Annotated in this window: 13 protein-coding genes; 5 read left to right on the forward strand and 8 right to left on the reverse strand. The window is 49.4% G+C overall.

Annotated features, from left to right (window positions below):
• Positions 1 to 170 precede the first annotated feature (170 nt).
• Positions 171 to 1,454 (forward strand): serine--tRNA ligase, encoded by a 1,284-nt coding sequence (serS, locus tag K7B67_RS07140; RefSeq protein ID WP_252179666.1) that lies wholly within the window; start codon positions 171 to 173, stop codon positions 1,452 to 1,454.
• A 26-nt stretch (positions 1,455 to 1,480) separates the two neighbouring features.
• Here serS and K7B67_RS07145 read toward each other — a convergent pair whose 3' ends face one another.
• Entirely contained in the window at positions 1,481 to 2,872 is a 1,392-nt protein-coding gene (locus K7B67_RS07145) for an MATE family efflux transporter (RefSeq protein ID WP_252179667.1), read from the reverse strand.
• Positions 2,873 to 3,133: 261 nt separating this feature from the next.
• On the opposite strand from K7B67_RS07145, the gene K7B67_RS07150 reads away from it, so the two are divergent.
• Positions 3,134 to 4,114: a patatin family protein gene (locus K7B67_RS07150; RefSeq protein WP_252179668.1), complete on the forward strand. Its 981-nt coding sequence runs from the start codon at positions 3,134 to 3,136 to the stop codon at positions 4,112 to 4,114.
• Here K7B67_RS07150 and K7B67_RS07155 read toward each other — a convergent pair.
• The 3 genes from K7B67_RS07155 to K7B67_RS07165 form a co-directional block, all read right to left on the reverse strand.
• Positions 4,106 to 5,905 carry a hypothetical protein gene (locus tag K7B67_RS07155; protein ID WP_252179669.1) on the reverse strand — a complete coding sequence of 600 codons (1,800 nt, stop codon included), beginning with the start codon at positions 5,903 to 5,905 and terminating at the stop codon, positions 4,106 to 4,108. The two genes, K7B67_RS07150 and K7B67_RS07155, sit on opposite strands and share 9 nt — an antisense overlap.
• 98 nt (positions 5,906 to 6,003) lie before the next feature.
• Positions 6,004 to 7,575, reverse strand: coding sequence for a hypothetical protein (locus K7B67_RS07160; protein ID WP_252179670.1), 1,572 nt, complete (start codon positions 7,573 to 7,575; stop codon positions 6,004 to 6,006).
• Positions 7,576 to 7,647: 72 nt separating this feature from the next.
• Complete coding sequence (locus K7B67_RS07165; RefSeq protein ID WP_252179671.1) at positions 7,648 to 8,943, reverse strand: hypothetical protein; 1,296 nt, start codon at positions 8,941 to 8,943, stop codon at positions 7,648 to 7,650.
• Between K7B67_RS07165 and K7B67_RS07170 the strand changes: the two genes are divergently transcribed.
• Positions 8,942 to 9,151 (forward strand): hypothetical protein, encoded by a 210-nt coding sequence (locus tag K7B67_RS07170; protein ID WP_252179672.1) that lies wholly within the window; start codon positions 8,942 to 8,944, stop codon positions 9,149 to 9,151. The two genes, K7B67_RS07165 and K7B67_RS07170, sit on opposite strands and share 2 nt — an antisense overlap.
• Positions 9,152 to 9,992: 841 nt before the next feature.
• Positions 9,993 to 16,211, forward strand: a complete 6,219-nt coding sequence (locus tag K7B67_RS07175) for a hypothetical protein (protein ID WP_252179673.1) — start codon at positions 9,993 to 9,995, stop codon at positions 16,209 to 16,211.
• A gap of 71 nt (positions 16,212 to 16,282) precedes the next feature.
• Here K7B67_RS07175 and K7B67_RS07180 read toward each other — a convergent pair whose 3' ends face one another.
• The 4 genes from K7B67_RS07180 to K7B67_RS07195 form a co-directional block, all read right to left on the reverse strand.
• Positions 16,283 to 17,335 (reverse strand): hypothetical protein, encoded by a 1,053-nt coding sequence (locus tag K7B67_RS07180; RefSeq protein ID WP_252179674.1) that lies wholly within the window; start codon positions 17,333 to 17,335, stop codon positions 16,283 to 16,285.
• A gap of 116 nt (positions 17,336 to 17,451) precedes the next feature.
• Positions 17,452 to 19,056 (reverse strand): peptide ABC transporter substrate-binding protein, encoded by a 1,605-nt coding sequence (locus tag K7B67_RS07185; RefSeq protein ID WP_252179675.1) that lies wholly within the window; start codon positions 19,054 to 19,056, stop codon positions 17,452 to 17,454.
• Between the two features lie 294 nt (positions 19,057 to 19,350).
• The gene (locus K7B67_RS07190; protein WP_252179676.1) at positions 19,351 to 21,015 is read right to left on the reverse strand and encodes a hypothetical protein; all 1,665 of its coding nucleotides are present in this window, start codon (positions 21,013 to 21,015) and stop codon (positions 19,351 to 19,353) included.
• 156 nt (positions 21,016 to 21,171) lie between these two features.
• On the reverse strand, positions 21,172 to 22,320 hold the full coding sequence (locus K7B67_RS07195; RefSeq protein WP_252180546.1) for a pyridoxal phosphate-dependent aminotransferase: 1,149 nt from the start codon (positions 22,318 to 22,320) through the stop codon (positions 21,172 to 21,174).
• A gap of 338 nt (positions 22,321 to 22,658) precedes the next feature.
• Here K7B67_RS07195 and uvrB point away from each other — a divergent pair, with 338 nt between their 5' ends.
• Positions 22,659 to 24,665 (forward strand): excinuclease ABC subunit UvrB, encoded by a 2,007-nt coding sequence (gene uvrB, locus K7B67_RS07200; protein WP_252179677.1) that lies wholly within the window; start codon positions 22,659 to 22,661, stop codon positions 24,663 to 24,665.
• Positions 24,666 to 24,723: the final 58 nt, after the last annotated feature.

The following is a 24,723-nucleotide window of genomic DNA, read 5'->3' on the forward strand; positions in this document are numbered from 1 at the left end:
CTTTAAAAAAACTCCCTGATAAACAATTTCCGCAATTAAAGAACCTGCCTCTTGTGAATTTGCAGACTTTCCTTATTATTGTTGCTTCACGGAGATTCGCTCAGAATCTCTGCACTCGTCCTGATTCAGGACCCTCAGAATTGTTCAAGACATAAGGTTACGGAATTCACATGCTGGATCCCAAATACGTTCGCAGTCACCTCCATGAAGCGGCTGCCTTGCTTCGTAAAAAGCATTTCGAGCTGGATGTAGAGCGACTGAACGCGTTGGAAGAGCGTCGCAAGTCCCTGCAGATTCACACCGAACAGCTTCAGAGCGAACGTAAATCCGGGTCGAAGGAGTTCGGCAAGATCAAATCCCGGGGCGGTGATATCTCCGAACTCAAGGCGCGTATGGACCAGCTCTCTGTCGAAGTGAAAGAGTCCGAGCAGGAACTGTCAGCCCTGCAGGTAGAACTGAATGATCTGTTGCTGGGCGTTCCCAACCTGCCCCATGAGTCAGTCCCGGAAGGTGACGACGAAGAAGACAATGTTGAAGTGCGTCGTTGGGGAACCCCGACTGATTTCCAGTTTGATCTCAAGGATCACGTTGACCTGGGTGAGCCCCTGGGTCTGGACTTTGAAACCGGCACCAAACTCTCCGGTGCCCGGTTTACCCTGATGCGTGGTGGCATTGCCCGACTGCACCGTGCCCTAGCTCAGTTTATGCTGGATGTTCAGGTTGAAGAACATGGCTATGAAGAAGTGAATACACCGGCTCTGGTGCATGATACTGCTCTGCTGGGAACGAGCCAGCTGCCAAAGTTCAGTGAGGATCTGTTCAAGACCGAATGCGCTGAAGCGGATAAACCTTTCTACCTGATTCCAACCTCCGAAGTCACCTTGACCAACGTCGTGCGGGAAAGCATTCTGGATGCTGCTGAACTGCCACTAAAACTGACGGCACACTCCTGCTGTTTCCGCAGCGAAGCAGGCAGCCACGGTCGTGATACCCGGGGACTGATTCGCCAGCATCAGTTTGAGAAAGTGGAAATGGTTCAGATCGTGCATCCGGAAAAGTCGTTCGAGGCGCTGGAAGCCATGACCGGTCATGCCGAGGCCATTTTGCAGAAGTTGGGTCTGCCTTATCGTGTGGTAGCGCTCTGCGGTGGTGATCTGGGCTTTGCTGCCACCAAAACTTACGATCTGGAAGTCTGGCTGCCGGGTCAGGGCAAGTACCGTGAGATTTCTTCTGTCAGTAACTGTCTGGATTTCCAGGCCCGCCGTATGCTGGCCCGTTTCCGTAATCCTGAGACCGGCAAACCGGAATTGCTGCATACCCTCAATGGTTCCGGTCTGGCGGTGGGTAGAACGCTGGTGGCGGTGCTGGAAAATTACCAGAACGAAGACGGTTCCATTAGCATCCCCGAAGTGCTTCAGCCTTACATGGGCGGTGTCACTGTTTTGAGAACCTGACCGAGAATGTTTTACCCAGAGCGCCTTCAGGTGCTCTGGGTCACCGGCTCCGAGACCAGGTTTTTCAACCAGCGTCGTGAGAATACCCGCAACAGCACCATCAACGCCTTGGACAGCTCTTCAAACAGGCTGAAAATAAACACCAGGTACAATGGTAATCCCCATTGGGCAGCGAGCCAGGCCATGGGGATACCAATCCCCCACATGGCAAAGGTGCTGATGATGGCCGTGGCTTTGACATCGCCGCCACTTCTTAGCAGACCCATAATGCCCATCAGGTTGATAACCCGGACACACAAGCCAACACTGGCGACAATCATGGCTTCTTGGGCCATGGTCATGGTGGTGCCTTCAAACTTTCCGAACAGGCTGACCACATCCGTCCGGAAAATAATCAGCACAGTAGCAACAATCAGGGCAATAAAAGGAGACAGAATCAGCATCATCCAACCCTGTCGCCAGGCTTTTTCAAATCGCTGGGCTCCCAGTTCCTGACCCAGAATAATTGAGCCACCCACCCCGAATCCGATAAACAGCGAAATCAGAATAGCCTCAATGGAAGAGATCGCTGACATGATCGCCAGTTCATTCACGCCAATACTGGCGTAGATGACGCTGTATATAATCAGGCCAAAAGCCCAGGAACCATCCTGGAGTACAATGGGAACACTGACTTTGAAATAGCGGACCAGCTCTTTCTTTTTCATGCCCAGTTCAGCATCCCGCTTTTCAGGGATCAGATGACTTCTGAACTGTTTGATGTACCAGAGCAGCAGGGCCGTCTGAAAGAATCTGGACAGTGTGGTTCCCCAGGCCGAGCCGGCAACGCCCAGTTCCGGGAAGCCAAAGTGGCCAAAAATCAGCACGTAATTCAGGAAGACATTCACCAGGATGGCATAAAAGCCAATGCGGGTAGGTGTTCTGGCATCGCCAGACGCTCTCATGGCGGCTTCCAGAGGTACGACGATGGCCGCACATATAATAGAGGGCGCGGTAATCAACAGGTATTCAATCGCCAGCCCGGTCAATTCCGGGTCATTGGTCGAAAAGCCAATCACCACATCAGGCAGCAGCATGTAGAAGGCGACAAAAGGGATCGTGATACATACTGAGATCAGCAGCGACTGCACCAGCGTTCTTCGCAGGCCCGCCGTATCCCCCGAGCCTATAAACTGGGAGGCCAGAATGCTCATGCCGCTACCCAGGGAAGCGGTCAGAATCAGATTAAAGAAAAAGATTCGGTTACCCAGACCCACCGCCGCAACAGCCGTTTCACCCAGCTGGCCGACCATCAAAATATCGATGAGCCCGAGCAGGGAAAACATCATGGATTGCAGGGAAACAGGCAGGGCGAGGCGCCAGAGTTTACGGAAAAACTCCCTGTCCGCACTGGCACTCAGTGAAGTGGGTTTATTCATTCAGTTCCTGATAAAAGGTGAGACTGTTGGTGGTTCAGTCTTGACTTATTCGACGAAGATTATAAGAACTAAAGTACTGCTCATCTGCTAGGGAATACCGAAACCAAAAAGGTAATCAGTCATCTCAAGAGGTTTCAACCCCCTGAACTCTAATCAGCGTTATAAAAGAAACTAATTTCAAACGTTACCCTCGCAGGCATACACTGACATTTTCCAAACGCCCTCCGTGTTGTTAATGAAATTGTTAATGAGATTGTTGCCATGCCAGGAACACATATTTCCTATGCTGCCCAGAATTTTGAAGGACTCTCTTATCTGATTCAGGATGTACCCAGTGTCGCACTGGTGACCGAGGGAGGTGGGCAACGTGGCATTTTTACGGCTGGGGTTTTGGATGCATTTCTAAATGCCGGTTTTAATCCTTTTGGCTTGCTGATTGGCACGTCTTCCGGTGCTCTCAACCTGGCTTCTTACATTTGTGGTCAGGAAAAACATGCGTATCGGGTCATTACAGAAGCCACTACCTCCCAGAATTTTTTTGCGCTCAAGCGTTTTTTAACCGGTAAGGGAGGTTTGGATCTGGACTGGCTGGTTCAGCAGGCGAAATCGGGTCTGGTACTGGACTGGAATGCCGGACGTGAAAATATGCGTCATCGAACCGTATTGGCCAGTGCCTGTGGTTTGAGTCAACATCAGGCCTGTTATTTCAATTTGGCAGAAGACGACTGGCAACTGGCTTTGAAAGCCACCTGTTCCATTCCCCTGTTGCATACAAAGCCAGTACAGAACGAATCAGAGCGTTATGTTGATGGCGGTGTTTGTGCCCCCATACCGGTTCAGGAAGCTTACCGCCGTGGTTATAACCACATTGTTGTAGTTCGAACCATGCCCGTTGAATTTTACCGTGAGCACCAGTGGTTGAAAGGTATAAGTAAGTGGATGAAAAAGACCCGAGTCGCAGAGTTGGTGCAGTTGCTGGTTGAGCATGAAGAAAGTTATCGTAAAACTCAGGAATTTCTGGCAATACCCCCTGATGATGTCACCATTTATGAAATTCATCCTAACAAAACTCTGGGTTCAAAATTGATTGGCAGCTCTATGGATGCTTTGGAAAGGGATTACGAGCTTGGCCTGAAATCCGGGCGTTACTTCCTGAACAGTGTGGGCCGAAGAATTGTCAGCCCGTCCGTCCTGAGTCTTTCAAAGGAGAGTGGCTCTCGGGGAACATCGCCACTACTGTAGATTGGCTAATAGGGCCAGGGTGGTCATGACACCCAAAGCAGTGGTCACTGCGTCTGCACCCGCTGATGAAGTGGGACCCACGGAAGGTTGGACATTGGGTGAAGTGAGTCTGGCTGTGTTTGTGTTTAAGCTGGTACCAGTGCTTGTGCTCTTGCTTGTGCTTGTGGTCTTGCTGGTGGTTGTGATCTTGCTTGTGGCTGTGCCTGTGGTTGATGTATTGATAACCGCTGCTGAACTTATATTGTCTGAATTAAGGAATGCGTTGTCACCTGTCATGAAATTAGAAAATGGGCTGACTGACAGGCAGGTTTCTGTGTCAAAAACGAATTCACCTTCGAGGTTCTTCAGCCCGGTGCAGGCAGTGGCAGTGGAGCCACTTATGGCAGTCCAGGTATTCACGGTTGTTGGCGTGGCTCCGGGTACAGCGCCGCCGTCACCGCACAGCGCTTGTTTTATACGGTTTGAATAGGTTGTGTAAAAGACTGTCACGCCGAACTGGCCATCGGGTTGCCACCATGGTTTGGCTCCCTCAAAGTGATTACAAGTCAGACTCAGAGCAATCGCCCCCCTGACTGTTATAGCGTTTTCTGTCGTTTTGATCTGATTACCAACCAGGTAAAAAAGTGGATATCTTTGCTTGATATCTTCGGTTCCTTCAAGAACGAAACCGCCTCTGAGGTAAGGGAATAAGCGCGTGGCACCCTCATTGTCAATTTTCACCTTGTTTTTGAAGATATCCATACTGACTTTTGGACCAATTTTGAATGCTGCTGCTTCTGCCATACTGCCCCGAAATGTGTTTCCAGTCACAGTAATGAGCTGTGGCAGGAGTCTGATGAAAGGAAGGTTAACTAATAGCCCTTGATTGGGAATAATATCGGAACGAAAGCGGTCGTTGTGTATGCTGTATGTTTTACCAATGACCGTGTTATTAGTGAAGCTCAGGCTCGGGCCCCGGCGCCGATAAAGGCCGGATTTATTCAGCGTTTTTTTACAATCAAGTCTAACGGCGGCCTGAAGAGGAATATGGAATACATTGTCGTCTAAAATCAGCCTTCGATTATAGCATTCTGCGAAAACAATGGTGTCAATTAAGGGATGGTTATTCTCCCTGGTTGGCTGGAAAGTAACGTGTCGTATACTGCTGTCTCTTCTTTCTCTGAACCGGAAGCTGTCAGTGTCGCCAAACCTGACCATATATCGGGTTGAAGAACCTGGCCGATCTCTGATAACGATTTCAGAACCGTCATCAGCAGCGCCAATAATGTCCTGGCCGTTTTTCAAACGAATGACATCGTCAATAAGATACTCGACCTTGACTTTACCAGGCACAGGGCTGACGGATGGAAGGGTTGTCGCTGTCGTGCTGTTTGGCTGAGCCACCGGGCTGGAGGTCATATTCACTGAGGTTGTGGTATTGACGGGAGGGACGGTGGTAGTGACGGGAGCGCTGGTGGTAATGGGAGGGCTGGTAGTGACGGGAGAGCTGGTAGTCGCAGGAGGAGAAACGGTTTCGGAGGAGAGCAGGATAACGGTCTTCTCTGGAATTTGTTTTATCAACTGATTTAAATTTTCTGCCGGGTTGGCACTGAGAACAACACACTGTCGGCCGTAAAAAAGGTCACTATACAGGTTTAGTCGTACATCAACGCCCATTGTTTGTGGTGAAAGATAGTCGCACTTTTCTATCGAAAGAGGTGTTACGGTTGCCTGCTGAGCCTGTAGCGCCAGAGCCTGGAACAGGAGCACAGGAGCGATTAAGCAGGCCAGATAGTTCTGCAGTTTGTTCATGCTCAGGGCTTCCGGGAAGACTAGATAGTAATCCTAGACTCTGCATTTATACTTATCCACTCATTAGGTATCTGGCCAGTTGGCATAGAAACCACTGTCTAAAGGTTCACATTCAACAATAGGTTCAGGAGGGTTATGACACCCAGGGCAGCCATTACCAGGGTTGTATCCGCTGATGAAGTGGAGTGCCCGCTATTAATAGAGGCTTTACCGGCAATTTTACCGGCAGTTTTACCGGCAATGTAAGTCTTGCGGGTAACGGGATCAGGAAACGAATCGGCTACCCGGCAGATTTCTGAGTTAAAGAGAAAGTGCCCTTCCAGGTTAACCAGTCCACTTAAAGGTGTGTCTGTGGAATCATTTATGGCCACCCAGGTATTCTCGATCTGACAGATTTTCTGTGGAGCAGAGGTGGGCATGGTGATGGTTGAACTAACTGACTTTCCACATTCATCTACCAGTGCTAATGGATCAACGGCCTTCAGGCTGAATCCTGGTCGCACTTGTCGCCATGGATGGACTGCCTGCAGACGGTTACAGATGAAAGCCAGTTCGAGCTGTGCATAGATGGTGATAGCTATCTCTGTTACCTGGATCTGATTGCCCGCCAGATGGTAGCGAGGGCGTTCTGAGTCGTTATCGGTATGACCTATTAACCCGAAACCCCCTTTTCTTGCAGCATTGGATTCACGACGGGTATTACCAGCATTGGCAATGTTGATGGTGTTTCTGAAAATATCCATTTGGGTTCCGGGCCCAAGAACAAACTCGCCGGCTTCTGCCATATTGCCCAGAAAGGTGTTCCCGGTAACAGTGATTCTTTTTGACTGGTTTCTGATGGCAGGAAGATTAATAAATAGCCCATCTTCGGGAATAAACGTTTCGAGTATATTTTTCGAATGTTCACCTATAAGCGTGTTATTGATGAACTGCAGGCCAGGCCCCGGACGTTTGTTATTGACCGCTGCATTCAGAGATTTTACGCATTCAAAAGTGACTGAGGACCCGTAGAGAGGAAGATGAAATACGTTGTTTGCCAGAATCAGTCTCCGGTTTGAGCACTGCGCAAAAATAACAGAGTCAATAGGCTCCTGGGTCGAACGTTGAGTTGGCTGGAAAGTAACGTGCCCTACGTGGCTGTCTCTTGTTTCTAGAAACCGGAAGTTATCGGTGGTTCCAACTGTGATCATGTAATTGTCTGTAAAACCTGACTTAAAGGTGATGACAATGTCGAAATCGTCATCAGCAGCTCCAAGAATGTCGTGACCGTCTTTCAAAACGATGTTACTGCCAATAAAGTACTCAACCGGAGTTTTAGCTGTTACAGGAGCAGTGGAGGGATAAGGTGGCGCTGAAGGAACCTTGTTGGAGGAGAGCAGTATCACAGTATTTTCTGGAATCCGTTGTATCAACGCACTTAAATCCTCTACAGGGTTGGCTCGGAGAACAATGCATTGTCGTCCAGAAACAAGGTTTTTATATTGGCTGAGTCGTTGTTTAACCCCTGTCGTATGTCCTGAAAGCGAGTCGCACGATACTGTTGTCAGAGGAGAAGCCAGGGAAGAGGGTTCGGTTGAAGGCTGACCCGCGGCTTCGACTTTCAGACTCAGGGTTGGTATCAGGAAGACAGGAACGATCCATTGAGTCAGGTAGTGTTGCAGCTGGGTCATATTCAAGGCTCTCAGAAAATTCTGGCAGACTTCTGGACGTTGTATTGTTCGACTCAATCGTTCCTGCTCAGGCTACAGAGTCAACCATATCATCAGAGTGGTTATGACGCCCAAAGCAGTAGTCACAGAAACTCTATCCACTGATGAAGTGGGGAGCGCTGTTGTACTGTTATCAGCATCGGATAGCGAGACTGGCTGGCAGACTTCTGTGGTAAAGAACAACTGGCCCTCAAGGTTGACCAGTCCAGTGCAGGCAGTGGCCGTTGAGTGTTTGACGGGCGTCCAGGTATTCGCGGTCAGGCTGGATGCAGAAGGAGTCCATGTTGGCGTGTCAAGGGTTGAATTTGGAGTTTGCGCGACAAGGGTTGAAGCTGGCGTTGGCGAGACAAGCGTTGAACCGGGAGTTGATGTGACAACGCTCGAACTAAAGGGTTCCTGGCACAGTTTTAGTGCGTTTATGGTGGTCATTGCCTGCTGTCGTACAGGAACTGCTTTCAGAGAAAATTGTTTTTGCGGTTGCCACCATGGATTGAATGCCTGCAGGTGGTTGCAGGCCAGAGTCAGTCCAATCTGTCCCCTGACGGTGATAGCGGTCCGTGTTACCTTGATCTGATTGCCAGCCAGAAAAAAAACAGGCCGGGTTACTATGCTGTCTGTGGGGCCAGCAAGCACGAACCCTCCTTTGCGAACAGAGTCTCGTGTTGTATTGCCGGTGTTGGATATGTCGATGATGTTTTTGAAGACTTCCATTCGGATTCCTGCTCCAAGTCTGAACTCAGCCGCTTCTGCAATGTTGCCCTCGAATGTGTTGCCAGCCACCGATAGTCGCTTGGACTGGTTAACGATGGAAGGAAGGTTAATAAATATCCCATGATCCGGAATGATATAGGGAAACAGTTTATCGTTAATCGAGTTGTACTGTTTTCCTATGATCCGGTTATTAGCGAACAGCAAGCCCGGGCCTTTGGGCCTGGTAGGGTCAGAAGCATCTGAAAATTCCTCGCAGTTAATACTGACGGCGGCTTTGACAGGAAGGTGGAACACGTTTTCTTCGACAATCAGCTTCCGGTTGTTGCACCCCGCGAAAACAATGGAGTCAATGGGTACGCGTTTATTATTTCGTGTTGGACTGAAAGTAATGTGTTTTATATGGCTATCTTTCTTTTCGCTGGTTTTGAAGTTTTCAGTGCTTCCTATTCTGAGTATGTGTTTGTGTTTAAAATCTGCCCGATCTCTGATGACGATTTCAAAACCATCGTCTGCAGCGCCAATCAGGTCCTGGCCGTCCTTCAAGACGATTTCACTGTCAACAAAATACTCAACCGGGGTTTTATCCGAAGAGGTGGGAACGGATGGAGCAGCTGACATGGATGGAGCAGCTGTCATGGATGGAGCAGCTGTCATGGATGGAGCAGCTGTCATGGATGGAGCAATCGTCATGGATGCAGCAGTCGTCATGGATGCAGCAGTCGTCATGGATGGAGCAGTCGTCATGGATGGAGCAGTCGTCACACCAGCAGCACTTTCGGATGAGAGTAAGATGACGGTGTCTTCAGCAACCTGTTTTATTAACTGACCTAAATCCTCTGCCGGGTTGGCAGTGAGAACGATACACTGTCGCCCGTTAACCAGCTCACTGTCATCGTACAGCCGTTGCTGAACTCCCGCCGGCGGCCTTGCAAGTGCGTTGCACGATGATCTCGGAAGGCCTGTTGTAGAAGAAGAGGTGGTGGTCGGCACTTGAGCCTGAAGAGTCATAGCTTGGAAAAGAAGTACAGGCGCAATCAATCGAGCCAGATAACACTGCTGCTTGATCATAGAAAAGCTCTCGACGAGTGTAGACAGGAAGCCTGAGCGCTGAATTTGTACTTATGAGTCACAAAACGGGACTCTGCATCAGGTACTCAGGCCATTGAGTATAGAACAGCCAGTGCTGTACGCCAGAGGGTGCTTTACCATTTTTCACGACTCCCACCGTGGCATCGCAGTGAGTGGCATCGCAGTGAGTGGCATCGCAGTGAGTACATACGATTTTAATGATCGTCATAACAAAAGTTAGCGGACTATCCGGTAAGGTAAGGTTATGGAGTCTACGAGATCAATGTATCTGATTTATGACAAATATATGGCTTTATCTTTTTTTCCTAAAGCAATTCAATTTAAAAAGTTCTGAATATATTTCAAATTATTTTAATTGTTGGAAATATTTTTTCTAGTTTTTCTATTGTTGGTTTTTTTTCTTCTGAAATTAGACGACTGAATACTCGTACATTCCATCATCGAAGATGCGTTTGAACCTTGTTAATTGATATGAATACGGCTTACTAATTATTATGAAAAATCCATTCACAGTTATTTGTTATTTGGTGTATAAGTTGCGTTGTTTTCTGTCGGTTTTTTTCCTGGCATTCTGCACTGTGTTTTTTTCAACTTACAGTGCCGGTGATGGCAGTGCTCCTCCGGGCACGACGGCCTCCCCACAAAACTCAACGACGGGCCCGCCCTCAAACAGTACCGCGACTATAACTCCGACATCGGTATTCAGCAGGAACAATCCGTGCAGTCATATTCGACATAATGATGCAGCCCAGGACAGTTGTAACCAGTTTTTCAACAACGAAACCGCCTCTGGAGACACAGCGCCCTTTGCAACAGCTTTCGTTGTTTCTAATGCCCGTGAACTGGTCAGTGCGGTTGAAAACGCCAGGCCAGGAGGCGCCATTGTAGTGCTGGCTCCCGGAACGTATACGCTGACCAAAGAGTTGAAACCCACCCAGAGAATCGCCCTGGTGGGTATCAAAACGTCTGGAACCCGACCTAAGATTACTACCCATGTTGCTTTGCATGACGGTAAGCCGGAAGCCTTGGTTTCTCTGTCTGGAAGGGAGGGCGCTTCAGTCGGCTTTTATAGTACTTCCATACACTGGGAAACCAGCGTGAATACAAGTGATGCTGTGTTTAACGACTATAGAACTATTTCCGGGGTAAATTATCCGGGGGAAGTCAGGCTTTATGACAATGTGTTCACACATGAGAGTACTGAGTTCCATATAGGCGATTTTGTTTATCTGAACGACAGTAAAGTCTCACCCAAAAAAATAGTGATCGACAGCAACCGGTTCAATACCAGTAACCTTAATAATTTGGCTGTATACTCGGGAATTTTCGGCTCCGATTTGGATCAAAATGAAATTGTTATCACCAACAATACATTAACCAGCGGCAATGGTGCATCCGACGACGTTAGTATGCATGCCTTCCAGCTCGACAACTACAAAAAATTCACGATCGAAAATAATATTGCGCTGAACAAGCGGGCTAACGCTTCTATTTTAATTAACTTACCTGACGAGCCCGGATTAGAAGGTTCTATTAAAGACAACAAGGCTCATATTGACGCATCACCCGATGAACGGACCCTGGAAATCTTAAGCGAGGCGAGCGATGTAATGACTGGCCTTGTGACCGTTTCTGGCAATGACTATTTCGACGTTGATTACGGGGATGAAATAGATGCCTATATTGCTTTTACGTCAGGAAAAGAGGTTCCTGCCCGTTCTTCGTCTGCCATAGCTTCTTTGTCTCCCACTTCTGCGACGGCAGTCAGTTCCAGCGCAAGCATAACGCCGGAGGCGGTTACCAATCCCTGCGACGGCTTAAGTCATGACGCTGTTGCCCAAAAAGCGTGTAACGACTTTCTTAGTAACCCGCTGGCAACAGGTGGCGATAAAGACTTTGCTCACGCCTTTGTTGTGCGCAACGCACGAGAGTTGTATCTCGCAGTGGAGGATAGGGACTATCTCGATAGCGGCAGCATTATTGTTTTGCATGAAGGACTTTCAGGAGATGACCCCTACCTGCTATCGAAGCCATTAAGAATCGACCATAAAGTGGCCCTGGTCGGTGCGAGCCGTCGCGGCGTTAAGCCTAAAATACAAGCCAGTGAAGGTATGTTCAAGACGTCCGGCTCACGTAAATCGCTGGTTCGTCTGAGAGACAGCTCATCACAACGATCCTCCGGTTTTTACAGTTTTCATATCCATTGGGAAGCTAGCATTGGTGAGGTAAAAAGGGGTTCAAAAAATGTTGACCAGGAGAGTGCAATCAGCAGTGACTCTTATCGGGGCAAGATCAGGATTTATGACAATCTCTTTTTACATCGGCGGAACAACCATAATTTTGGCTACTTCCTGATGCTGCAGGATGCCTCCGGTGATATTTACATAGGGCACAACGATTTTGATGATAGCCACCTTACTTCAGCGGTGATTAAAGCCCAGTGCAGCTATTGTGCTAAACCAGGCACGAAAGTGGAAATTGTCTCAAACCATTTTCAAGGCCGGGACGGAGACAAACCAAGAACGACGGTTCCTCCAGCTGTTTACCTCAGGGGCTACAATCAATTCCGGATTGAAAACAATCAACAGGATAACAAAGAATCTGCTGCCCAGATTGATGTTTACCTGAAAAATCAAACCATGGATGTGAGTGGTGTTATTCGCAACAACATCGTGGAAAGCGACACTTCAACAGACCAGAAAACGATAAGAATTCAGCCTTATATGGTTGGGGCTGGGCTAGTGATTTTTACCGGAACTTTGACGGTAACGGGAAACACAAATTACATCCTCTCTGACCCGAGACATCTGATGGCTCTCCTGGGATTAACCGGTGGGGCGGAGACCATTGCCCAGGCATCGTCCACCACTCAACCGCCGTTGCTGCCATCCCGGGTCGTCGTCCAGACATCCGCAGCAATCATGCCGACACCAACACAACCGGTTATTGCCAGCCGTTCCACAACGTCTTCACCGACCCCGGCGATACCGTCTTCCCCAACACCATCAAGTGCTTCCACGGCAATCTGTGATCATATGCCATCGTCCACAGAGATCACTCCCATTGAAATTAATGCCTGTAAGGAGTTTCTTAACAATACAAAAGCGTCGGCAGGCCAGTCATTTTCCAAGGCGCTTGTGGTCAGTAATGCGGAGCAATTGGAAGCGGCCATCGGCACATCAGAAACAAGAGACGCTGATGACAGCACACTGATTGTGTTAAAAAACGGAACCTATCGACTCAGGCATGGACTGGAGATTTCACACAAAATAGCCTTGGTTGGCACCGTTAAGAACGGTCAGTTTCCGATAATTCGAATCTCTGACGTATTTGAATCAAGCAACCTTTCACTAGTTTACCTCTATCATGATTCAGCGGTAGCTGAAACCGGCTTTTACAGTCATCACATTCACTGGGATACGACTAATTCAACCTATCGATTCGGGTTGTTGTATAACGGCGCCATTTTCAGTGAATCCTATCAGGGAGAAGTGCGGATTTATGGCAATCAATTCTCGGAATCACAAGAAGAATTCACTGCTCATTATATCAAGCTACAGAATGTTATGGGTGGAACATTTGTAGGAAACAACTGGTTTGATACTTCTTTTTTGAAAACGGCTGCTGTTGTGGCCCGTTGTGCGACTGGTACCTGTATAACAGCAGGACCTCAGCTCGAGGTTAGCGATAATCACTTCCATAATGATTTTATCCCCAGCATTGAAAATCTGAAAGCAATCTATGTCCTGGGTTATGCGAACTTCAGGATTGTCGGCAACCAGCAGGGTTCCAAAAATGCCGCAGGCCTTATTTTAATCAGGGACCATAACGATATAGAACATATGAATGGCTATGTAATAAATAACATTGCCCATAAAGATGCACCGGATGCTCAGCGAAAAATAATCTTTGAGTCCACCCATGATCCCGAACACCTTCCGGTCATTTTCGGCGAGCTTATTGTTAGCGGCAATGATTATTACACGTTTGATGACCGGGGACTTGCCTGGAGTCATATTGAGTACACTCTTGGCAAACAGGTTATCGCGTCTTCATCCACTGTAGCGTCATCGACGGTAAAAGCTGCTCCATCAGCCAGTGTGGCTCCTGGTGTTATTACGCCAACCCGTTTGCTGGTATCTGCTTCGGCTTCTGTCAACCCGTTACCTGTGAAAAAGAAACCTTGTAATGATGTCTCGGGTCATTCAGCTGCATTTGCTGCCTGCGAGGCGTTTTTGCAAAACGAACTGGCCTCGGGGCCTGCGGCCAGCAAGCCTGAGTTTTCACATGCCTTTGCGGTTGCAACCGTTTCGGAGCTGATTGATGCCATCAATAAGACCATTGGCGAGGATGGCAGGGCTATTCGCGGTAGAATTATTTTATTGAAAGCGGGTAACTATGAACTGTCAGGGGTGCTGAAAATCAGTCACCGGACTGCCATGGTTGGTTTGGAAGGTGAAGTTGTTGAGAGGCCTGTGATAAAACCAGCAGATGATTATTATCACGCTGGAGCTCAGCCTTCATTGCTGTACCTGAGTAATAGTTATGATTCTCCGGATGCCGGTTTTTACAGTTGGAACCTGGAGTGGCAAACCCGAAAGCCTTCTAGCTATTATGGATATCCATTTGAATCTCACATCTTGGCAAACAGCTATAGCGGGGATATACGGATTTATCAAAACCACTTCACTCATTATGAAACAGGAGCCTGGTCTGCATATGCTGTAGCACTGAACGATAACCCGGGTTATAAGTATTACGTTGGTTATAGTTTCTTTGATTCATCGTTAACACCGGTTAGCGTGGTCAGGTCCAGTGCCAACACAAATCCTCAGGCTGCTATTGAGGTCGACAGTAATGTGTTCGCTACTGCCCGTAATACGGATCTTTCGCAACCCAGAGCTATCGATCTTTCTGATTACCAACACCTGAAAATTAACAACAACCTTCAGGCAGACCGTCATGCTGCAGGTGTGATAATGCTTAAATTTGTAAATGATCAGAAGATCGAAAGTGCTTCCGTAAAAAACAATAGAGCCCATAAAGACGCACCGGAAGATGCAAGATTCATTGAACTACGACTTCAGAAGGGCCTTACTGACTCTGCAAAGGTGCACGGCTATGTGGATGTAACCGGGAATGATTACTATGAATTAGAGATTCTGGATTTTAGTAATTATCGCTACACTCGCGGCCTTGAAGTGGCCATTCCAATGTCGACTTCACTGACACCTTCACAGCCTGTTCAGACTGCCTCTGTCATGAGCGGTAATAAAACCCCCGAACCGGCTGCAACCAGAAAGGTTCTTTCAACGTCACGTTCTTCAATGCCGACTCCGCTGGCGACCACTGTCGTACCATCTGCCACAGCAAGCGTGATGCCAACCACTTCCCCTGTGTTCAGCAGCCCGTGTGATCAGTTGACTGTTTCAGGCAATGCACAGCTCTGCCAACAGTTTCTGAGCGAGCTTCAGGATAAGGCGATAAAGACGACGTTTTCTGAAGCGGTGATGGTAAAAAACACCGGCGAACTGCTTCACGAATTAGCTTCGACGTCAGAGTCTGGCAAGGTTATTCTGCTTCAGGCAGGCAGCTATGCTTTGGACAGGCCGCTTTCTATGTCCAAACCTGTAGCATTGGTCGGTATTGGTAATCCTGTTATCAAACAATCGGTTGATTATCCTGCCAAAGCCGACTCACTGGTTCTGCTGGATTATGACAGTACCGCTCAAGGTTTTTATAGCAAAGGCATGACCTGGGATATTTCCGCTGCCGATGGCGAACGGGGCAACCCGCTCAGCACGGCAATCAAGGCCATCAACTACTATGAGGGCGAGCTCCTGCTCCTGATGAGTGGTGATGAGTTTCAATACAATGCCATCAGGAAGAACGAAAAAGCACCTTCCCACTATATTGAGATTCAGGACTCAACAGGGGATGTGCTGATTACGGGCAGTACCTTCTTTTTGGGAGGGCTGACAAAAGCCGCCATTTATGCCAATTGCGACAACTGCCTGAAGGACAATCAGAAACTGGTTATTTCCGGAAACCGCTTTACCGACTCAAATTCTGGTGAGACGGCACCGACTGCTATTGAGGTCCGTCACTACAGAACCCTGAAAGTTCACGACAATGTTCAGGAGACTGAATCGGTTTCGGTGAACATCAATGTTGTACTGCCAAATAACAAGGATGATATTACTGCGTTTGTCTATAACAACATGGCCATGGGCTCAGCTATTGACGGGAAGAAAACCATTGACCTCTCGGTTGGCAGGCTGGCTAAAGAGCCTGCCAGAATTGATGGCCTGGTTCAGGTGTACAATAACCGTTGCTTCTCCGTTAACCATGTGGGAATACCATCCGATGTTCTTGAGCTTGTTGAGGCTGACTGCCCCGCTTTGCCCGCCACTTTGCCCGATGCTCAAGCCCTGCGGGAGAGTTCTTCAAACAGTGGTATGAGCACAGGCGGTTGGGTAGGCACAGGGTTTGCTGTTGCTGCAGCTGCTTATTGCGCATGTGGTGTCTACGGTTATGCAGGCTTGCCGGGGCATGCGAGAGCCAAGTGGATCTTTAGCTTACCTGCCAAGCTTGCACTCGCGGCCGGTGCAAAAGTGTTCGAATGGTGCCACCGGCGCAATGGTTATAAACACGAATCTGAGGTTCTCTATCAGCCATCTCCGATGAGTAAAGAAATGGAAACTCTGCAGAGAGGCTCGGAGGAAGTAGACTTGGGTCTCAATGATCGAGAACGTTTGATGCCCGAGGCGACAACAGTAGAAGAATTAGCTTTTTAGGCTCCTGGTTTTTAGGCTCCTGGGAGGGTATTTGTAAAAAATACCCTCCTTAAGTTCTAAGTTCTCAAGACTTACTTGGGTGAGTTTTTGGCAAAGTGCTCAATATGTTTTGTGAACTTGTCATGTCGATCCAGAAACGAATCATAGGCATGTTTGGCAGGAAGTGTGATGACCTCACCCGTATGAGACAGACCACCGATGAACTTTCCGGCCAGGGTCACCGGGTCTTTGCTGATGGTGTAATGGGTTACCTTGTCACGGGCACTGGCCAGATTTTCCCTGGGAATGTCTGACAGGGCTGCGCGACTCAGTTCTGCACTTGAGAAGCAAACGGCTGCCACCGGAGGCTCCATGGAAAGGGCAGCATAGCTTGCTTCGGCCCCTCCTTTGGAATGGCCGTGGAGTTTCACAGAATAAGATTGGCCTTCAGGCGTCATGGGTATATTTTTCATAAGATTGGCGGTCAGGGTTTTGGCTTGCTTATAACTGTCGGGGATGCCCATGCCCAGAAGGTTTTTGATATTGGCCTGCCATTGCTTACCTGAAAACTGCATGTTTTTTCTTGAACGTTCGAGCAGCTCTCCTTTTGCCAGCCCTGATGTTGTGCCACCAAAGATCAGACGAACCTCCTTGCGCTCAGGGTTCATAAGGACGTAGGCGGTAAGTCCTGTTTTCTTGTCATAAAGGAATCCGGGTTCCTCGGCGCTCAAGGTCACTCCTGTGCCATCAGCAATCAGTTGTGCGACCTCTTCAGAAGGTTGCCAGTCAGCAGCGAAATCCTCTGTTTTTGGTTTGTGAATCTCTCCGGCGGCGCTGATTTTCTCAAGGGAACGATGATAGGGGTAGGCGGCCAGCTGGGCATCAATGGCCATGGACCTGAGCGCTTTGGGATCTGTGGGCGGTTTGCTGCTCGTGGCCAGCGCCCTGATATCCCGCTGCTCGAGTTTTTTAGGGGTAGGAGTATTGGTTTTCAGCGTGTTTTTTTGAGGAGTATGCTTGACCACAGCTTTAGAAAGTTTGACCTTCCAGCGTCCAAACAGTCCTGTTTTCTGGGGTTGTTCGAACTGTTTTTCAGAAACAGGCTGGAATTGGGCGGCCTTCGTATCGAGTCTGGATCTATCCATGGTTACCTTGTTCCGGTTGCAAAGCCTTTACTTCTGTGTAGAGAGCGATATGCACTTTCTCAGTATAGGGGGTGGAAGTAAAGTGGCATCTGGAAAAACGGTTTGGTGCCGGTAAGTCAGTCAAGTATCCGGTAGAGGCGGTAGCTGTCGACCCAGCCTTCAGGGTTAGAAGAGTAGAAACCACCAATATCAGGGTTGACAAGTGTCATCCGGGAAGGGTGTAAAACAGGAATCAGCGGCAACTCTCTGGCCAGAATGGCTTCAGCATTTAGATAGTTGGGCAGTCTGGCGACAGCGGTTTTTTTGCTCGCCGCCAGGGAGAGTTCCCTGAGATAGGCGGGATCCCTGAAGGGGCCAAAGAATGGATTGTCGGTCAGAGGAATCAGAAAAGCAGTGGCGTCGTTGTATCCGGCTAACCAGTCAAACCATGTCATGTCGTAGTCACCTTTGGATAACCTTTCCAGGTAGCGATCCCATTCTTCAGTCTTAATGCTCAGTGAGGTGCCCAGGGTGCTGTTAATCTGATAGCAGATTTCCGGCAGGACATCCAGGGGGTCGTACTTGGGGCTGGATAAAATAGTCAGCCTGATATCGCTCCCTTTAATGCCAGATTCTGCCAGTAACCTGATGGCCTGTTCTTTACGATTCGGGTTATCCAGCAGTTTTTTGCAGTTGGCCGGATCCGGATTGAAGCCATGTGTATGGGGGGACACGAAACTGCAGGCGGGTTCGGTATGACTGTCAGGGTATATCTTTTTGACCAGCGCACGCCGGTCAATAGCCATCGATAGCGCCTGCCTTGCTTTTATATTCTGCAGGGCTGCCACTTTGGGGCTGACAATCAGGCTGGCGGTGGCGAGAACCTGATCTTCAAACACAGACACAGGGTGTTTCTTTCTTAACTCCTCGATATGCAGTGCTGGCAGTTGCGCCGTCACATCCAGCGCGTGGTTCTCAAAGGCTTGTACCTGACGATCGGTGGATGGAATGATCTGGTAATGGATCTGTTGCAGGTCAGTTTTCAGGTGACGAAAATAATGGGGGTTGCTGTTCAATTCAATGCGGTTTTCCGGGATCACTTGTTGAATTTTGTAGGGGCCGTTGGTGACCGGGATGGTTGCGGCATCACTTTTCAGATTACTTTGATGGACGGGCAGAAAGCTGGGGAAGGTCATTAAATCCAGAAAATAAGGGGCAGGTTGATCCAGTTCGATAATCAGTTTATTGGCGAATGCCCTGACCGCCAGTGCATTGGGTTTGCCATTAAGCGCCTGTTCGGCCCCGGTTATTTTGGCTACTTTCAAGTACCAGCGATAGCTGGCCCGACGTTCAGGGTCGGCCAGTGCCCTGAAGCTGCGGACAAAGTCTTCAGCGGTGAGGGCACTGCCATCGGACCATTTCAGGTTTTCCCTGATGGTAAAGGTGTAGCGGGTGCCGTCCGGGTGGCGCTCAACCGCACTGGCAACGCCGGGCACAGGCTCACCGTTTTTGTTTTGTATCATTAATCCTTCAAAAACATCCTTGAGCACCTGGGCTCCGGGGGTACCGTCAAAATAGTGAGGGTGCAGGGATTCGGGGGTGCTCAGCAGGCCTCTTTCCAGGGGCGAAGACAGGATCGGCATGGCGGTGGTGCAGGCCAGTAGTAAGCAGGGCAAGGCAAGGCGGGCTTTTTGCAGTCGACGGCAGACCCTGAATGTAAGGAGCTTGAATGTAGAAGACATTGGGAGGATCAGATCAAAAAACTACACGAGTCTTTTATATAGCATATTCGTGAAGATTTTGCCGAAAAAAGTTCGGTTCCTAGCCCGGATATTTCATAAACTGCCCCGAATCTCGCGCAGGACTTTGTCGCTCTAAGGGATTTTGCGAGGGAGCGCCGTACCGGGGAGTACGGTCGACTGAGCAAAACTCCCTTAGAGCGGCAAAGGACAAGCGAGATCGGGAGCACGTTTATGAAATATCCGGGCTAGCCGTCCATGGCAAAGGCTTCTTTTTAAATCAGAGAGATGATGAACTTATAAAAAACCGTAGGATAGCCCCGCAGCGGTAGCCAACATCATCAAATAAGCAATGGGTTCGTTTTGAATTAACGCCGCCAACACCGGCAGAGTGATTAATATACACAAAGCAAAGGCTTCTTTGGCTGAACCTGCTGATGCACTAGAGGCTTCGACTGAATCGAAAATAGAGGGCGGAGCGACTGGCTGGCAGACTTCTTTGTCAAAGAATAACTGACCTTCGAGGTTGTATAGATCAGAACAGGCATTAATCGGGATATATTTGAAAGTCCAGGTATTCACGAACTGGCTGGATACCGGTGGGGTGGGAAGTGGCATGTCAGCGGTTGCACCGACGGGTTTTTCGCACAGTTTTGCAACGTCTTTATCTGATATTGGCAGAGCTTTCACGCTGAATCGTTGCAGGGGGAGCCACCATTCCGGGGATGTCTTCACGTGATCAAAGTTAATGGGCTGATACCATGGTTGGAATGTCTCCAGATGGTTGCAGGCCAGGGTCAGTCCAAGCTGATCTTTGACGGTTATAGCGGTCACTGTTGCTCGAATCTGGTTGTTCACCAGATGGAAAACAGGACGTTCTGCCCGTCTATCTGTGATACCGACAAGAACAAAACCACCTGCGGAAGCGTCGCTGTTACGTTCATGGCCAATGCTGGTAATGTCGATGGTGTTGCTAAAGATATCGATGCTGGTTCCAGCGCCCAGCCTGAACTCAGCAGCCTGTGCCATTCTGCCTTGGAATGTGTTCCCGGTAACCGTTAATTTTCCTGACTGGTTATTGATGGCAGGAAGATTAATTAATACCCCCTGATCGGGATTAAAATCAGGAATATAATCGGAATAAATTTGCTTGCCTTCAATGATGTAACTTTCACCGATGAGCGTGTTATCAGCGAATTGCAAGCCTGGTCCCGGGCGCGCATCCGTTGCTTTCAGAGGTTGCCTGCAATCAAGAGTAACAGCAGCCTGGGCGGGAAGATGGAATACGTTTTCTTCGACAATCAGATTCCGGTTATAGCAGGCTGCGAAAACAGCGGACTCAATTGAGAGGCGGTTATTATCTCGGGTTGGCCGGAAAGTGAGGTGTTTTATATGACTGTCTTTTCTTTTTTTAGACTGGAAGCTGTCGGTATTTCCAACCTTGATCATGTGTTTGCCTGCGAAACCTGGCTGATCCCTGATAACGATATCAAAGCCCTCATCAGCCGCTCCCAGAATGTCCTGACCGTTCTTTAAAAGCATGGTACTGCCAATTAAGTACTCAACCGGAATTTTGCAAGGTTCGGGAGTCACCGATGAGGCATCGCTTGCCGCCGGGCAGGCTGACTGAATTGGCGGGGTGCTGGTGGCATTGTTAGAAGGGGTGTTGACTGGAGTAGCCGTTTCGGAGGAGAGCAATATAACGGTGTTCTCAGGAATCTGTTTTATTAACTCGCTTAAATCCTTTTCCGGGTTGGCATCGAGAACAATGCACTGGCGTCCATTAACCAGTGTTTTATATTGGTTCAGCCGTTGCTGAACCCCCGTCGTCTGTTCTGAAAGTACCGGCGGGGTAAAGAGAGAGTCGCAGGATACCGTCGTGGTTTCGGCCTGAAGGCTCAGGGTTTGTAACAGAAATACGGGCACAATGCACCGAGTCAGATAGTGCAGCAGTTTGGTCATATTAAGTACTCCCAAGAAAAGCAGGAAGTCTAGATGTCGAACTTAGTCTTAGCCAGTACCGCAGGCGGGCGTGGCATAACTGTTTTGACCATAAGCAACGGATCGGGAAGGTGCAGCCAGCATCCGGAAAGAATGCTGGCAGGAGGGTAAGGACGATCAGCCCAGGGCGGCTTCCATTCGATCCAGGGCTTTTTCCAGGGCTTCATCACTGGTGGCGTAGGAGAGACGCATACAGCCTTCGACACCAAAGGCTGAACCCGGCACCAGGGCGACACCTTTTTCCAGCAGCATTTCTGCCAGCTGGGTATCTTTTTCAAAGCCCAGCTTTGCCATGGCTTCGCTGAAATCAGGGAAGGTGTAGAAAGTACCGTCACTTTCGATGGCGTTAACACCCGGCAGTTTTTTCAGGCGACCTACGACATAGTCATGACGTTTTTTGAAAGAGACCAGCATCTCCTTGACGCAGTCCTGTGAACCGGCAAGGGCTTCGGTAGCCGCAGCCTGGGAAACGGTGCAGGGGTTGGAGGTGCTCTGGGACTGGATCTTTTTCATGTTCTTGATCAGCCAGGCGGGGCCACCGGCATAACCAATACGCCATCCGGTCATGGAGTAAGCCTTGGAAACACCGTTCAGAACAACGGTTCTGTCGTACAGTTCCGGGCAGGCCATGAGGATGTTGCAGAATGGCTCATCACTCCAGAGGATGTGCTCATACATGTCATCGGTAGCCACCATAACGTTGGGGTGCTTCAGCAAAACCGCAGCCAGCGCTTCCAGCTCTTTGCGGGTGTAGGCGGTACCGGACGGGTTGGATGGGCTGTTCAGAACAACCAGCCTGGTTTTTGGGGTAATGGCTGCTTCCAGCAGCTGGGGCGTCAGTTTGAAACGGTTCTCCAGGCGGCCTTTGACGATCACCGGGACACCTTCGGCAATAGTGACCATATCCGGGTAGGAAACCCAGTAAGGAGCCGGGATAACGACCTCATCCCCCTTGTTGATCAGTGCCAGGCAGAGGTTGAAGAAGCTTTGTTTACCACCGGAGGACACCAGGATCTGGTCGGGTGCATATTCGTGACCATTGTCGTGCCTGAACTTGTTAATAATGGCCTGTTTCAGTTCTACCGTACCGTCAACGGCGGTGTACTTGGTTTTGCCTTCGTTAATGGCCTTGATCGCAGCAGCCTTGATGTGATCAGGGGTATCGAAGTCGGGTTCACCGGCACCCAGGCCGATAATATCGTGCCCGGCAGCGCGAAGTTCAGCGGCTCGGGCAGTGACTGCCATGGTAGGTGATGGCTTAACCATCTGAACGCGGTGGGAAGGTTGACCAGTCACGATGTTCCTCGTTAATCGTTATTCAAACCCGTATAAAGTCCGTCAGGCGCCCGGCGCTATTTTTGCCAGGGCTCCTGACTGATACTGATTCCCGTGCGAATTTTACAGGGTTGACAAGCAGGCTTGTCAGGGAATCATGCATCAGCATTGCGCATCATACACAAGGCCTGTTCACTGCGCCATCTGAAAACCGAAGCGCTGGTTTCATTTTTGCTGTGGGCAGTTTTTCCCTGCTTTTCCGGTGCGGGGCTGTTTATAATCAACTTACAATTAACAGCGGGTTTAAACGCATTTGCCAGTGGATACGTATGGGAAAGACATTCAAGGTATCATCAAAATTCCAGCCTTCCGGGGATCAGCCTGAGGCCATCGAAAAGCTGCTGGCGGGTATCCAGTCGGGTCTGGCCTGCCAGACGTTGCTGGGGGTGACCGGGTCGGGCAAAACCTTCACCATTGCCAATGTCATTGCAAAGCTGCAAAGACCCACCATTGTCATGGCCCATAACAAGACCCTGGCGGCACAGTTATACGGCGAGTTCAGGGAGTTTTTCCCTGACAATGCGGTGGAGTATTTTGTGTCTTACTACGATTACTACCAGCCCGAGGCTTACGTACCCAGTTCCGATACTTTTATTGAGAAAGATGCCTCGGTCAATGAGCACATTGAGCAGATGAGACTGTCTGCCACCAAAGCGTTAATGGAAAGGGACGATGCCATTATTGTCGCGACGGTTTCAGCGATTTATGGTCTGGGTGATCCCCAGTCGTATTTAAAGATGATGTTGCATATCTCCCGGGGCGAAATCATTAACCAGCGGGAGGTGTTACGCAGGCTGGCTGAGCTGCAATACACGCGCAATGATACGGAATTGAAAAGGGCGACCTACCGGGTGCGCGGTGATGTTATTGATATTTTCCCGGCAGAATCGGAAAAAGCAGCCATCAGGCTGGAGCTGTTCGACGAAGAGGTGGAAGAGATCAGTGAGTTTGATCCCCTGACCGGCGAAGTACTCAAAAAACTGCCCAGGGCAACCATCTACCCGAAGACTCACTATGTCACACCACGCCAGACTATTATTGACGCCACAGAAGCGATCAAGGAAGAGTTGGTTGAACGTCTGGAGGTGCTCAGGAACAACAATAAACTGGTGGAAGCCCAGCGTTTGGAGCAGAGGGTTAAGTACGATGTGGAAATGATGCTGGAGCTGGGGTACTGCACCGGTATCGAAAACTACTCCCGCTACCTGTCGGACACCCGGCCCGGCGAAGCACCTCCGACGCTGTTTGATTATATTCCTGACAATGCCTTGTGTGTCATAGACGAATCACACGTCACCGTGCCCCAGGTGGGCGGAATGTATAAAGGCGACCGCTCTCGTAAAGAAACGCTGGTGGAGTACGGCTTCAGGCTGCCTTCTGCGCTGGACAACCGACCCCTGAAATTTGAAGAGTGGGAAGGACGACGCCCGCAAACTATTTTTGTGTCTGCGACGCCCGGCCCTTATGAAGCAGAGCATCAGGGACAGATTGTGGACCAGGTGGTTCGGCCCACCGGGCTGGTTGATCCGGAGATTGAAGTTCGTCCTGCTACGACCCAGGTGGATGATTTGTTTACCGAGCTTAATAAAACGGTGGCGAAAGGCGACAGAGTTCTGGTGACGACCCTGACCAAGCGCATGGCAGAAGATTTGACCGACTATCTCCATGAAAACGGGGTTCGCTGTCGCTATTTGCACTCCGGGATCGACACGGTAGAGCGGGTTGAAATCATTCGTGACTTGCGAATAGGCACGTTTGACGTGCTGGTGGGCATTAACTTGTTAAGGGAAGGTCTGGATATGCCGGAAGTGTCCCTGGTGGCTATTCTCGATGCCGACAAGGAAGGCTTTCTCCGTTCTGACCGCTCTTTGATACAGACTATTGGTCGTGCCGCTCGTAATGTCAATGGTAAGGCGATTCTGTACGCCGACAAGATAACCGGCTCAATGCAGCGGGCGATTGATGAAACCGAACGTCGTCGTAAGAAACAGCTGGCTTACAACAAAGAACATGGCATTACCCCGAAAAGTGTTCATAAATCGGTGTCGGATATTCTTGAAGGTGCAGTTATTCCCGGTAAGAAGAAAGGGCAGTCCAGTCGTAAAGTCGCAGAACCGAAAGCGGAGTATCATCATGAGCTGTCTGCCCAGGAACTGGCCAAAGAGATCAAGATGCTGGAAGACAAAATGATGGAACATGCCCGCAATCTGGAGTTTGAAGAAGCAGCAGCCGTTCGTGATCAGGTAGCCAGACTCCGAGACCGGGTATTGAAATAACAGACTTGTTGGGCATTCTTAATTTTCAAGGTAAGAATGCCGCATCTGTTGAGTTGCC

Origin of the sequence: Endozoicomonas sp. 4G (genome assembly GCF_023822025.1) — a bacterium.
Lineage (GTDB): Bacteria > Pseudomonadota > Gammaproteobacteria > Pseudomonadales > Endozoicomonadaceae > Endozoicomonas_A.